This window comes from Psychrobium sp. nBUS_13, from assembly GCF_051201665.1.
Lineage (GTDB): Bacteria > Pseudomonadota > Gammaproteobacteria > Enterobacterales > Psychrobiaceae > Psychrobium.
In genome coordinates this window covers 710,362-724,291 of the sequence record NZ_CP179210.1, presented here as the reverse complement: position 1 = coordinate 724,291, position 13,930 = coordinate 710,362, and the positions used below count along the sequence as shown (strand labels likewise).

11 protein-coding genes are annotated in these 13,930 nt (G+C 41.0%); 4 read left to right on the top strand and 7 right to left on the bottom strand.

Annotated features, from left to right (window positions below; all coding sequences use genetic code 11):
- Positions 1–14: 14 nt before the first annotated feature.
- Positions 15–305 (top strand): cytochrome b/b6 domain-containing protein, encoded by a 291-nt coding sequence (locus ACMAZF_RS03320; protein ID WP_435276064.1) that lies wholly within the window; start codon positions 15–17, stop codon positions 303–305.
- Here the strand turns inward: ACMAZF_RS03320 and ACMAZF_RS03315 are convergent, their stop codons facing one another.
- The 4 genes from ACMAZF_RS03315 to ACMAZF_RS03300 are packed head-to-tail and all read right to left on the bottom strand — an operon-like array spanning position 306 to position 6,752.
- Positions 306–1,199 (bottom strand): DUF7281 domain-containing protein, encoded by an 894-nt coding sequence (locus tag ACMAZF_RS03315; RefSeq protein WP_435276063.1) that lies wholly within the window; start codon positions 1,197–1,199, stop codon positions 306–308.
- Positions 1,200–1,210: 11 nt separating this feature from the next.
- Positions 1,211–2,461, bottom strand: a complete 1,251-nt coding sequence (locus tag ACMAZF_RS03310; RefSeq protein ID WP_435276062.1) for a hypothetical protein — start codon at positions 2,459–2,461, stop codon at positions 1,211–1,213.
- A complete protein-coding gene (locus ACMAZF_RS03305; protein WP_435276061.1) occupies positions 2,461–3,081 on the bottom strand; it encodes a hypothetical protein in 621 nt (206 codons plus the stop codon). The genes ACMAZF_RS03310 and ACMAZF_RS03305 overlap by 1 nt, the downstream gene beginning before the upstream one ends.
- Complete coding sequence (locus tag ACMAZF_RS03300) at positions 3,081–6,752, bottom strand: ATP-binding protein (RefSeq protein WP_435277169.1); 3,672 nt, start codon at positions 6,750–6,752, stop codon at positions 3,081–3,083. The genes ACMAZF_RS03305 and ACMAZF_RS03300 overlap by 1 nt, the downstream gene beginning before the upstream one ends.
- 445 nt (positions 6,753–7,197) lie before the next feature.
- On the opposite strand from ACMAZF_RS03300, the gene ACMAZF_RS03295 reads away from it, so the two are divergent.
- A complete protein-coding gene (locus ACMAZF_RS03295) occupies positions 7,198–8,565 on the top strand; it encodes a hypothetical protein (protein ID WP_435276060.1) in 1,368 nt (455 codons plus the stop codon).
- 635 nt (positions 8,566–9,200) lie between these two features.
- Here ACMAZF_RS03295 and ACMAZF_RS03290 read toward each other — a convergent pair.
- Together ACMAZF_RS03290 and ACMAZF_RS03285 are read right to left on the bottom strand one after the other, a co-directional pair.
- A complete protein-coding gene (locus ACMAZF_RS03290) occupies positions 9,201–9,773 on the bottom strand; it encodes a DUF1287 domain-containing protein (protein ID WP_435276059.1) in 573 nt (190 codons plus the stop codon).
- A gap of 18 nt (positions 9,774–9,791) precedes the next feature.
- Positions 9,792–10,094, bottom strand: coding sequence for a DUF2007 domain-containing protein (locus tag ACMAZF_RS03285; RefSeq protein WP_435276058.1), 303 nt, complete (start codon positions 10,092–10,094; stop codon positions 9,792–9,794).
- Positions 10,095–10,896: 802 nt separating this feature from the next.
- Here ACMAZF_RS03285 and ACMAZF_RS03280 point away from each other — a divergent pair.
- Positions 10,897–11,193: a Fis family transcriptional regulator gene (locus tag ACMAZF_RS03280; RefSeq protein ID WP_435276057.1), complete on the top strand. Its 297-nt coding sequence runs from the start codon at positions 10,897–10,899 to the stop codon at positions 11,191–11,193.
- Here the strand turns inward: ACMAZF_RS03280 and ACMAZF_RS03275 are convergent.
- The gene (locus ACMAZF_RS03275; protein WP_435276056.1) at positions 11,190–11,723 is read right to left on the bottom strand and encodes a DUF924 family protein; all 534 of its coding nucleotides are present in this window, start codon (positions 11,721–11,723) and stop codon (positions 11,190–11,192) included. The genes ACMAZF_RS03280 and ACMAZF_RS03275 overlap by 4 nt on opposite strands.
- Positions 11,724–11,841: 118 nt before the next feature.
- Here ACMAZF_RS03275 and ACMAZF_RS03270 point away from each other — a divergent pair, with 118 nt between their 5' ends.
- Positions 11,842–13,902, top strand: a complete 2,061-nt coding sequence (locus ACMAZF_RS03270; protein WP_435276055.1) for a TonB-dependent receptor domain-containing protein — start codon at positions 11,842–11,844, stop codon at positions 13,900–13,902.
- Positions 13,903–13,930 lie beyond the last annotated feature (28 nt).

Here is a 13,930-nt window from a genome sequence, read left to right as displayed (position 1 = left end):
TTTGGTCTGCGTTCTTGTTGGAAAAACACAAAAAGCCTCAGTATAAATCACCACTGCACAAGGGTGTCGTTACTATTACGCATCTATTGATGTATGGCGCGTTATTTAGCATGATCGCCACTGGCGTTATCATGATTAGTAATTACGAACACCCACTCACTTTACTCAGCTCTTGGTCCTTTTCAGAAGCAGGCGGTGATTTGAAAACGTTTACAGATGCTCGAACAACTCATATGTGGATGCTAAATTCATTCTACGTGTTCATTGTGGGTCACGTTGGTGCAGCTATCTATAGCAAGCGATAATTAATGTAATTCTAATGGCGTATTAAACATCCACTGTTGGCGCAGCGCAGCCTGACTGTCGAATATTAAACTGAGTATTGACTGCCATGCGATAGGACAACGCTGACTGAAAAATCGCTCATCATAAGTTTGACTTTGTCGATAATGAAGCTGAATTAAATGCTGCTTAAGCCATTGAATTTCAGGCAACAATAAATGTTGATAAGCGACTTTAGCATCGACAGCAATGCCTATCCCATGAACATCGAAATCCCCAAAATAAACTTGACCGGCAGCCCCTTTTTCTTGCAACCAACGAGACTTTAAGCCAGCACATGCCTTACTGTGATATTTGTCATGACCTCGGTAAACCACGAGTGGACGCGTAATGTCTAAGGATACTTTGTATCGGTGCCATTGATTAAAACTGTCGCGATTTTCAACCACAATTAAATAATCATAGCGTGATAAATCAATGGTATGGATATCCAGTTCGATATTTATCTGCGGCGGTGTTTCTGTGAAGTTGAAGCACGATTGATGCGATAACCGTAGGGGTAAATCAAGGCAAGCGCTCAATACCAAATGTTCAGTGGGGAGCTTAGCTGCTAGTTTCTCATTGCTAGTAACAGAAATGGTGGCATCACGAGTGCCAGGTAAAACATCAGCATGCGCTTTTAACGTCCCTTGCTTGAGTAATGATAAGCGTTGTTCAACCGCATCAATACCTTGTTGCTCAATGTAAAAAAAGACACCTGCTTCACGGCCTAGGCGAATGCCGTATTCATCACACCACGCTAATGATTTTTTTAGCCAACTAACACTTGATTTAACTTTTACATCGCCACCAGCGAGTAATTTACGCTGCGCTTTTTCTAATTCGATTAATGCTGCTTTATGTAATAATTCGTCCATGAATTGCCTCTTTAAATTACACTCAAATGAACATCTTCAATAATTTCTAACTGGTTAAACGCGCTTTGTGGATGTTTCATTTTCTCAAATGCAAAGCGTTGCCTGGTATCACGAGCAAGACCTTCGTATTCTGCAATCACTTGGAACAACCAAGTTTCACCATCCCAATCAAGCGCTGTTTCTTCCAAGTAAGCCAAAGCACTAACAGATTTACCACCGTCAAACAGGCTAATAAAAAAGTTTTCAACGTCTTCTTTTAGCTGTTGATGCTTAGCCTCGACGGCGAGTACTTCTTCAAGATCGAATTCACCGCCACTGACCAAGGGTTCCACCGGCGTTGAGGTGGTTAATTCAAGACTGCGAACAATATCGCCTAGCTCTTGCTGATCGCCTACTTTATCTAAGGCGACACTCGCACTCGCGATAATTGGCGCAGCAACATTAATGTTTTCAGGCACCTTACTGCGATTTGGATAATCACCGACTTGAAAGTTAGGGTGCTGCTTTAAAAACGCCGCCATATTGCTAATCAATTGCGCGCGTTCTTGTTGTTGTCTAAAGCGAGCCATTAGCTCTACTAAACGTTTTTGTACTTCGAGCAACGAGCTAGAGTGATCAGAAATCACAACCTGAAGCTGGCTAACCAATAACTTCCTCAACGGACCACTACTTTGAGCCAGTTCAATCAATTCATTAAAATCAATCAGTTCAAAACCATCGAGTAGGCGGCGCAATTGCTTTTGTGCCAATTCATTTTCACGAATTTTGTCACTTAAATTACTAACAAAACCAAAGTCGGAATTTAAACGATTCCACAAACTAACAATGGCGTCACTAAACTGCCCTGTCATGTCGTGGACTTTCTCAGTTAACAACTGGAAATGATGCTCACTGCCCGCATAATCACCGCGATATTGTGCGTCGGTAAAATGCTTAACTCGGGTGCGAATTTGCTCAAGTTGGCCTGCAACATCAGCATTTATTTGGCGTTTACGTTCATCTTCTGTCAGGCTGGCAATGAGTCCATTGAGATCTGGACGCAGGCTCAAAGGCTGTGTTTCGTCAGGGCGATGAAGAATGCGCCCTTTTACTAGTTTGTCTAATGCAGAATCATTAACACTGGTTTCGTCAAAATGCCCTTTAATATACGCATCCATCAACTGAGAGCTGTGCTTGCCTATTAAATTTAGGCGTGCGACACCCAGCGCGTGTAAACGGCTTTGGGGGCTTTGATCTTTATCACTCGATTTACGGCGCACCATTAGAACATCGACTCTTGTTGCGGCATATCATCGAGTGGCAGAGATTCCTCATCTTTAATAAAACGTACCATTTCCACCAGCTGCTCAATCTTGCCCGTCACAATATAAAACTGACGATCTTTATGAGGTTGATGTAAATATCCCGTTTCTTTTAAACGCTTAAATACTTGTTTTAGCTGAGAGTCTAAGTTGTCACTGTTTGACTTAAAAAAGCGATCGCTGGCGAGTAAATTAAAGCGTTGACGCAGCGATTGGTTGTCTTCAGTGCGCAGTGCAAACTCTTGAAACTTAATGGTATCGCCAGCGCTTAATGCACCATCGCGACCTAGACTCTCTTGCACCAATTGCATCCATTCAAGCAGCGGTAACAGCGATTGAATTGTTTGCTTAAACTCTTTGCTTAAATGTTCACGTGCCATGGTGTTTAATTCTTGATACGCCAAAAAATACACACTGCCGTCACTACTCGAGGCAACTCGGCGGTTTAATGGGCGTAAAAAGTGATTTAATTCTTCGCGAACCACTTCGTCTGACAAGCGGCGATAAGCCTCTTCGTCAGTCACAATACAAATGCTCGCACCAGCTAATAAGGTTTCTAATAATGGGCCATGTTCAATCATTAGATTGCTCCTTGGTTAGCATTTTGACGTTGCAATTGTTGCGCTATTTTCGCTTCAATACGATTCACTTTCGGCTCAATACGTTGCAAGCGCTTGTATTGCTTATCAATCAAATAGCGATGCTTAAATAAAGTTAATACATCAGATTCTGGATTAGGGAATGCGCCAACAATGAAAATATTATTGCTGTCACAGGCGTTAAACAGCTTTTCAACATTGTGATAAGCCAAGGTGCCAATTTCATCAATCGGCCAATTCACTGTAATGTCTGCGTCACCACGTAATAAACGGGTAAAGGCTAATAGGAATTTACATAAAATGAGATATGCCATACCGTGGCTTGATGACTCTAATAACTGGCGATCATTTTTGATCACCAAGTCATTGCCACCTTCATTAAGGTGCAGCTCTAAACGCAACAAGGATTCAATAGAATAGCTAGAATCAGCACGCAGCAAGTCAACAACATCACTTAACGCATTGATATAGTCATCGCTTGGTAACTCCTTACCCGTATCTTTCCATTGTTCATACAAACTAGAAAAACGCTTAAGTGGTTGCCAGAAATTAAGCTCATCAACAGTTGAGATAATCTTAACTTCAGAACGATTAATACCATCGAGTGTTAGATCATCACTCACCGCTGCGGTAAGACGCTTCGATTGTCCTGAGATCCGGCGATTAATATCACTAAATACGGTAAAGAATTTGTGTAAATCGCCACCGATGGTTTCGCCTTGCTCTAATATTTGACGCTGTTGATCGGATAAAATACGCAATAAATCGCTAAAAATAGGTAAACGATCGCGTAAATCGCTATCGTCGCCTAAGCGCGATAATTCGCTGGTCATCAAATCAAGGAATTGCTTTTGAGCGTCTTGAGATAATTCAGCTTCTAGTGTGTAAATTTTATCTTTAAGACTATTTTCAGTTTTACTTCGCTGCTCGAGACCGTGAGTAGTACGAGTTATACGCTCGTCTTGATCTCCTTGCACTGGCGCTAAATCTTTCGCCAAATTAGGATCGATAACCAATTGCGCTAATTTACTATTAAGCGGAATGAGCTGCTCAATGAGCTTGCTTAAACTACTGATCTTAACTTGCAGTTCATCTCGCTCATCTTCCAGCTTTTGACGCGCTTGCTTAAATTGCGTTTTTTGTTGATTAAGTTTAGTCGTCAGACTTTGAATTAATGCTTTTAAGGTTGCTTCTTGCTCTAAATACTGTGGGCGAGATTTTTGCCACAACACATTGATAAAGTTGCGGTATTCACGCAGTTCATCTTGGCGAGAACGCACTCGGCTGATATCACCTTCAAGCTGTTTAATACGTTGTTTTAACGACTCTAACGTTTTAGGATCAATATCCTTGTCTGCCAGCTCTAATTTAAAGGCGTCTTCAAGCTGCTTGATCTGCGCTTTGTTAGTTTGACGCTTGTGATCAACCTGAGATTCAAGCTCTTGAATTTGGGCACTAAATACATCGATTTCTTGTTGCCAATCAGCTTTAAACTCCAGTAACTGACTTTGGTGATCATCCTTTAAGGTGGCTAAGGATTCGCGCTTTTGTTCACTCAGTTGAGCAATTTGAATATTTGCTTCATCAAGGCCACTACTCGCCGCTTTACGACGTGCAGTCAGACTTTCTTTATTGGCTTGAATTAAACGCTGTTTAGACTCTTTAGCAAAGTTAACTTCGTTAGCTTGCTCGCTTTGCGTTTGTTTGACCTTAGCGACATCATCACTCAGTTCTTTCACTAAGTTATGGGCTTGCGTTAACGCTGTCTCACAATCAGCCTGTGTTGTCATTGCTTGACTGGCTTTACGCTCTAGCTCTTCTTTATTGATACGCAGTGCAGCTTCATCTTGCGCATAACTTGGCGCATCAATTTCACTAAGTTTTAGCGCCACGCCATAGAGTTCGCTGTGTTTATCACCCACCTGCGGATGTAAATCTAAACGCTCTAACAACTCTTGGTTAATCACCTTACCGATAGAGTTTTCCCATCCATCGACATTAGCACGTAAGTAATGACGTAAAGAGCCTTGCTCTGGGCTAATTTGCTGTTCGAGTAAACGTAGTTTCTTTTGCAGCTGGTGAACATTAGTTCTCGCTTGCTCTAACGCTGTTTGCGCTTGATGTTGGCTAGTGCGAGCTTGTTGATGCTCACGCTCTTTCTTAGATAGAAGATCACTGGTTTGTCGCCAGTTGTCTTGAGCAAGCTCTAGACGTTTATCGCTCAAACTCAAATCTTCTTGCTCTTGAGCCGTTGGCCCCATGTTATCGATTTGCGCTTGGCGTTCAATTTGTTGATGTTTAAAGCCAGCAATCTGACTATCAAAATCTTGCGTTAGTTGCTCTTTGCGATTGAGGTATTGATCTGACAGTTCGTCTTTTTTGTCGCTTTGCTGCTGACGTTTATCTTCACGCTGCCCTTCAATCTCACGTATCTGTTTACGGTTTTTAACAGTTAAACGCTCCAATGATTCATTAAGGGTCAGTTTTTGCTGATTAAGTTGCTGCTCTAAATCACCGTACTGCTCCAACAAAATACGGTAGTGACTTTGCTGTTCGTTAAGCTCTTCAATCCACAATGGCAGTGCATCATTATCGAGTGCTAGCTGCTCAATATCACCGTTTTGATAGGTGTCATAAGTGTTTTGTAACTCATCTAGCTGCTGCTCAGTCGTTTTAAGCTCAGCATTGGCTTTACTCAACTCACTGTTGAGTGTTGCTTCTTGTTCATTAAAGTTGTTCTTTAATGTCGTTAATTGTTCTCGTAGCGTTTTATCGCTGGCTTGAAAATCGGCGCGTTGCGTTTTACCTTGCTCTAAATCTTGCGCTAATAACGGCGTTAATTGCAGCAATTGTGCTTCTATCGCGTTTAAACTGGTAGCAATTTGCTCGACATTATCGTGTTGCGCTTCTAAGTTACTCAAACGCATCGATTGACGCATTTGTTTGATCCACTCACGGGCTTTGGTGTTTTTTACTCTCGTCGTAGGTTGAACTAGGCCGTCCTCTTCAAAAATAGCTGCTAGCATGGTTTTTAACGTGTCCATTTTGCCTTCTTTGGCGTGAACAGCGCTGACTAACTTCTCTAAATGGCGTACCTTATGGCGCGGTGCAACGAGCGAATAGCGTGCCGCTAATTGACGTAACTTGATGCCATCTTGGGTGTTACCACGTAATGACGACACATCATTTTGGATAATGGCTCTAAATTCACTGGTAGAGTTAATTTTTCGTGACGGCTTAATCGCAAGTGAAGAGAGTTGAGTTAACCATTGGTCAGGTTCGAACGCTTTTACCTTGCCATTGCTTTCTTGATATAACAGCTGCGTTTTATCGTAAGGCGCATCAACAAAACGATATTGCACACCATCTTTCGCACTATGAGTTAACACTGCTTGGCAAAGTTCACCTTCTTCTCGCTGATATTCATACACTAAATAACTATTGGATTTCGGCAGATAAAAGTCGCCAAATTTGCTACGTGTTTTAGGTACAACGCGACTCGGTAGTTCACCATAAAATACTGGTACTAAGCGCTGTAGAGTCGTTTTACCCGACGCATTGGTGCCACAAATATTAGTGTGACCATCAAGGGATAATTCGACAACACCCGGCAAGTGGGTATTGATTAAAATAATGCGGCGTAAGCTAGCCATTGAAACCTCAAACACGTGATAAAAATCCATTAGCTGACCATCATATAGGGATTTTTATCCGATTCAAGGAGCGAGCGGTTAGTCACTCAGTTTTTAACCCTTTTACATTGCTAAGCGATGCCAGTGCCTTTAAGATAGATATACACTCGCTATACCCGTTACCATTGAAGATGCTTGTTTCAGAGCTCGGGTAGGATTCGAATACAAGGCATGATTTGTAATTAATGGTCACTCCCTGATTATAAATCATAACGCAGTAGTCGTGTTCTACCCGAGGTCCCTACGGGCAAGGCGATAAGCGACCAACTACGTTGTTATAAGATATTGGTTAAGAATGACTTAACGACACATCTTATGCCTAGTATTTGGCACGCTTCTCGTCTTGCTGAAATCATGCACTTTCACTGGCAACGGGTATATAAGATATAAGGACAACAATTCACTAGTGAAGGTTACTAAACTCAGTCAAGACGAAGCACTTTCTATCACCCTGCGCCATCAATTGCTGCCGCAAACTCAACAACGCATCGATTTATATTTTTCTCTGCCTAATGAAATGGGGATCAGCCCACAAACATTAGACGAATCGAATTATTTCCACAGCAGCATAAAAACGCGCTCTGCTTATTTTTCCGATAAATTACACTTGCCGCTAGTTCGCAGTCGATTCATCAGTGCTAAAAAAGGCGAGCAAGATGATTATCGCGTTAATTTGAATCTGTTTTCTTATCAAATAAAAACAGCGCTCGACATCGACATCAAACAAACGTTGCAACATAAAGACAGCGATGAATTTTACCCAATGGCTCATGAACTCGCTGAGCAAAGTATTGGTCTGTTAAAAAAACTCAGACGTAACGCACCTAGTGACAAGAAATTTAAGTCATACCATGAAAATGCCGATAACTATCTAAGTTGGCACGTTGAGCAGTCATTTCTCAAATTACTGGCCAAAGGGCCAAAAACGACTGAAAGTGCAGAGATTAGAGAGCAGTTAATTCATTTATGTCGTGAAGAAAACAGCTATCGCGACAGTAATCAGTTTAACTCTCAAATTACCTTGGGCGATCCTAACCGTATTACCAACAAAATGCGCTTGTTACAGCGATTGATGGAATATGGCGTGGTATTTAACAAGGATATGCGCCATTTAAATCGTAACCTAAAGCGTGTTGTTCGAGGCAGTGTTACCGCTATTATCATGGCCTTTGTGATGACATTAGTACTAAACGCGCGTTCATCGTTTACCGAAGTCACGTTAGTGCTCGTTGCCCTGCTCGGCGTCATTTACGGGTTACGTGAAACCTTTAAAGATGATATTACCCAAATAATTTGGCGACGCATTCAACATGGCCTGCCGAAGTGGCAACAAATATTCTCCAACAGCGCCACCAAGACTAAGGTGGCTAAACAAACCATTTGGCTAGAGTATATTAAGAGTAAAGAGCTGCCAGACAATGTGAAGAAGCACTTAAACAAGCGCCGTCAGCAAAATAGGCTTGATGCTCAACTACTACATTTTCGAAGCGATACTAAAGTGTTAGCGAAGAAGTTTTTACCCGGTTATGACGAGATCCAGCAACAGCTAATGTTTAATCTCACGCCTTTTGTTCGCTATTTGAAAAAAGGTGAAGGCCGCCTCTACTCCCTTGATGGACAAAAAATAAGTCAACAAGGCGTAGAGCGTCGTTATCAAATCAATGTGGTACTAGTGCAGACTTGCGAAGGTGAACAGCATTCTCAACGCTTTAAGATCACTCTTAATCGTTCGGGGATAATTAATATTGAAGCAATGAAAGCGCACGTGGGATGATGAGCTTGCTAGTTATCCAAAAAACTTTGACATACTTAATACGCCGACAAAAAGTATTACAACGACAATTAGCATAGTCTTTGAACTGTCTAAATTTTCCTTACATACCGGGCAAATGCGGACAGATGTTGGCGTGTTATTAATCATCACCGATTTTACAATGGGATTAATGACCTTGTTATTGCAATGTTTACATTTCATATTTTCTTCCTTGAATTTCAGATTTATTCACCACCACTACCATCACTATCATTACCACCATTTCTATTACAAAAACTTGTGAAATCAACACTTTCACTACTGCTAAATTGACTGCGACGTAATGGCTTTGGCGTATCTTTTACTTTAAATGCTGGCGGCGCTTCATTGACAGCACCACAGAATTGATACCCATAACCAACAAAGAAAACTGGCTTTATAGTGGCCTAAAATCCAATCTACTGTGTTGTGCTCCTTCCCAATAGCAAGCTATTACTCAATCGCACGCCTTGTAGCTTGTATTTTATTCACACTCTAAAACACAACGTCTTCATTGCTTATGGATATAACAAGAAACAGGCTCTGGTGTGGTCGTGTTTGGTAAATCATTTTTACATTGAAAACACTGTCTAAATGCCATGACATAAATCCTCTAATTAATATCGATAATGCCCAGTAATAGGATATTTAAATAACATGTCCTCTAACTCTGGACCGCGTCCTATATTATGGACGATCATTGGTCTTTTTCCATCACCAGAACGTTTCTTCACGACAATGCCAATATGAGGTAAGTTACCGTTAACCATCCAAGAAACGATATCGCCAGCTTGATAGTCTTTAGCTAAGTTTGTGACTTTTATCGATTGACCGTGGCGTTTAAAAAACGCTTGTAAGTTTGGCACCCGGCGATGGTCAATATTCTTATCTGGACGGGTTAAACCCCAAATACGTTTCGATGGATATTGATTGAAGTTAGCTTTGATGTCTTCGTGAACAAGCTGCTGAAAATCGATTCCAAGCTGACGATAACTACGAATGATGACGTCAGTGCACACACCGGTTTGTGCGGGAACGTCCCCCATTGGATAGTCGAGCTTTACATAGGCGCCATCATAACGGACTTGATGGTTTAATCGCTCCATGGCTGCAGCCACCAACTTGTCATTCTGGTTAGCACTAACGCTACAAGCGGTCACTAGACCCAGCAATAATAAACTACGAAACATACCAACTCTCTGCATTCATTAGATCTTTGGTTTCTCACATTGCCAACAAATATCAAATGCGGCAGGATTTTCTTCATCGCAGCCTTTGCAATGCCAGACGAGTGCAGACTCATTATCCATATTACTAATCACGGCTTTTGCTTTTTCAACATCATCAAAGGCTACCCATAACTCAGGCCAAGTATCCAGTGGCGCAAGATCGCCTGCGCCGCTACCTAGAAACTCATTTCTGAGTTCACTTTTAATATAGGCACTTTCCAATAAATTTCGTACATGATTAACCATTAACAACTGATCATGACTATAAACTAATTCCATCATCTCTCCTTATTTAGGAAACTCAACACTAGGGTCTGTTGATCTTTTGAGTTCATTTTTGCAGCAATTTGTTTGAGGTTTCTACAAGGCAGAGCCTATGTGGTGTAGCTGGCTACACGAATAGACGATAACGCAGTAGAAATAACAAACAAATGCTGTCCGTAGGATTCACCTAAAAGTATTTTGTACCGCGTTATTCGTCATTCACCTAGATAAACTAGGCATCAATCCTCACGCCTTGCCCAAAACCCTTTTAGATTGAACAAAATTTGAACCACAAAGTTCAACAGACCCTTTGCTTTTTCATATACCATAGCAAGACAGGGATCTCGATTGCCGCATAGGTCAATAACGTAAACCAAAACCAATTTACCTGAGTGATTAGTAAGTTAAATTCTGTTCCAGATCCATAATAATACCAATTGCATTAAATATTTGCCCACTTGTACTTGTTAAAATTAACTAAAATGGCGTTGCTCTCAATCCTAATAGCCAGCTATTAGTCAATCGAGCGCCTTGTTTTAGCTGATTTTCTCTACGCACAACAAGATCACTTACTTAATGCAATTGGTATAAATGGATGTGGATGTCATCAATACAATCCCAGTCGCGATGATGTCGTGACCAGTTATCTTGGTAAAATTATTACCAGCAACTCGAGGATAAATAAAGAAGTAGCCTAAGAAGACCACGATAACGTTGAGTAAAAGTACAGTTTGTTCTGGTGAAAACATGTATATTACGCCGCAATAAATAAGAAAGAATGAATGAATTCTAAAAACTTAATTTTAAAGACACATGCTAAATGAAAAAGACTCATAAGAAAATTGATAATCAATTACGCCATGCATTAACTAATGCCTGTGAAGAAATTAAAGACAACGTCGAAGAGTTCGCCTGGTTAACTCATCAGGTTAACTTTGAGCAATTTCCACAATCATTACGAGTAAGCTGTTTTTTCACAAATAGCAGCGCATTGTTAGACGCCACTAGCTCAGAAACATGCGCCAGTATTGGTCAGATAATCAAAGTTCATCTTTCTAAGATTGCTATCACCAAATTCGATGATAGCAAGCAGATTACTTTTAGCAGCGAAGACTAAAAAGACGAGCCTGGTTGTTGTAAAAAAGCTAACTCTTGCGCTGTGGATGTACGCCCCAAGATCTCGTTGCGATGAGGATAACGTCCAAACTTTTCGATAATTTCTTTATGCTGTAATTCAAAGTCTAAATTACTGTCCATATTAGGCTGACTAAACAGCTCAACAGCACGCTCATGAATCATTAATGACTCACTATGCATAAACGGCATATATAAAAAGCTGCGCTCTTGCGGCGTCAGTAATTTATCGTCGCCGACTCGTATTGCTTCTTGTGCTAACACCAGTGCTAATGAATCAAATGCAAAAGATTGTGGCGTATCTCGATACATATTGCGTGAAAATTGATCTAATACAATAATTTCAGCTAATCGTCCCTTAGAAGTCTCACGCCACTGATATAATTCTCCTAGCACAGCTTGATGATGAATATCTTTAAATTGCGCATGAATTTGTGCGTCAAAAGCGAGATCTTTCACCCACCATTGACTTGGATCAATTTCTTTAAACCAAAAATATAAAACGCTCTGCATGTCTTGTTTTCCTTGAGTTTCAAAGGGTGCGACATATTGTCGCACATGGCCATTTTACTCGATAAATGTTGCCAATATCATTCAAAATAGCACAAATACTAATTAGCTAGAGCATATTATGAAACTTAATCCTTTGTCAGTACTAATTGCTACAACTCTATGTATCCCTCAAACTTATGCAGCGGTATCTAAAGCGACACCGGAAACAATCGATGTAATTACAATTACAGCACCACGAATGATTCAAGATCAAACCACATTTGCAACCGGTAGTTATGTAGAGCCTGATGTTGCCGACTGGTTGAGTACGATTCCAGGTGCCAATGTTAATAAAAATGGTCCTATTACTGGTATTGCACAATACCGCGGTATGTTTGGCTCTAGAATCGCCAAAAGTATTGGCGGTCAGAAGATTGTGAGTGCCGGACCAAATGCGATGGACGCCCCATTAACTTACCTTAATCCAGTAATGGTTGAGTCACTCTCTGTTTATCGTGGTGTCGCCCCCGTTAGTAGTGGTATTGATACCATTGGTGGGGCAATAGATGTGAAATTAAAGCATGCCGCTCCTCAAGCCAATGAGCAATTATCAGGCATGGTCCATGCAAATTATAATGAGCACAATGATGCTTCAACCTTGAGCGGAAATTTACAAACGAGCCAAGATGATTTTGGACTGTTTATTTATGCTAACCAACAACGTGCCGATGATTACGAAGATGCCAATAAACGTGTTATCAAATCAAGCCAATATGACAAAACACAAGCGGGATTAGATTTACGCTACGACAATGGACAACGTGAAATTGGCGTTAGCTGGCATCACTCTAAAACCGATGAGACTGGCACACCTGCGCTACCAATGGATATCGATTATATTAAAACAGATCGCTTTAATGTTGATGGACAATTTACGACAACTGATTATGTCTTAAGCTGGCAATTGGGTTATCAAGATGCCACACATGGCATGGATAATTATCAACAGCGCGTTAATATGATGGCGGAAATGCATCGTTATACGACTGCTATTGCGACTACATACGATTACAAAGTCGAGTTAGAACTTGAGCAATGGTTACTCGGCTTAGATGGAGTTAGTGCTACACATGATGCGGATATTACAAACCCAAATAACGGGATGTTTTTAATTCGTAACTTTAACGATGTGAAAGACCAACGTCATTCAATCTTTGCACAATACAGCCAAGACGACTCCTCTGTTAATTATACGTTAGGCGCGCGTATTAAATTTAACAGCAGTGATGCTGGTGATGTATCAAGTTCGATGGCAATGATGAATCCACATGTGATGGCATTGCAAAACGCTTTTAATCAGCAAGATAACAGTACTTCAGAGACAACATTCGATTTAGTGGCCAATAGCCAAAGTATTCTCAACGACAATTGGACCTTAATTGCTGGCGCAGGAATCAAACAACGTGCAGCAAGTTATCAAGAGCGTTATCTATGGTTACCTATGCAGGCAACTGGTGGCCTAGCCGACGGTAAAACGTACATTGGTGATGTTAACCTTGATGCTGAAACGGCTTACCAAATCGATGTTGGTACTCATTACCAGGCCAACGGGATCAGTATTGAACCGCACATTTTCTATCAAAAAGTTGATGATTATATTCAAGGGACTTCAGTCACCAATAATCCGAGTGTAATGATGGTTGCCAATATGATGGGGGATGCAACACCACTTAAATTTAGCAATATAGATGCAACTATCTACGGATTAGACATTAATTGGCGCGCACCAATTAACGAGCATTTTTCGTTAAGCGGATTATTTAACTATGTTCGTGGGACTCGTGATGATATTAATGATGACCTCTATCGCATTAGTCCACTGAATATGCAAGTTTCACTACATTACCGATTCGAACAATGGCAAAGCCAACTGTCTGTTCACGCTTTTGACCGCCAAAACAAGGTATCTGAGTTAAATAACGAGCAACGCTCAGCAGGTTATGGTGTCGTTGATTGGCAAGGTAGCTATGATGTGAATCAACAACTTTCAATAGGTGTGGGTGTTACAAATTTATTAAACAAGAATTATCAACCACATCTTGGTGGCGTTAACCGTGCTAGAGGCAGTGATTTTGTTGTTGGTGAGCGTATTAGTGCTAAAGGGCGTGTAATGTATGTGTCACTAGATTATCAATTCTAGTCGCTTAACTTCCCCCTTTTGATTAAGT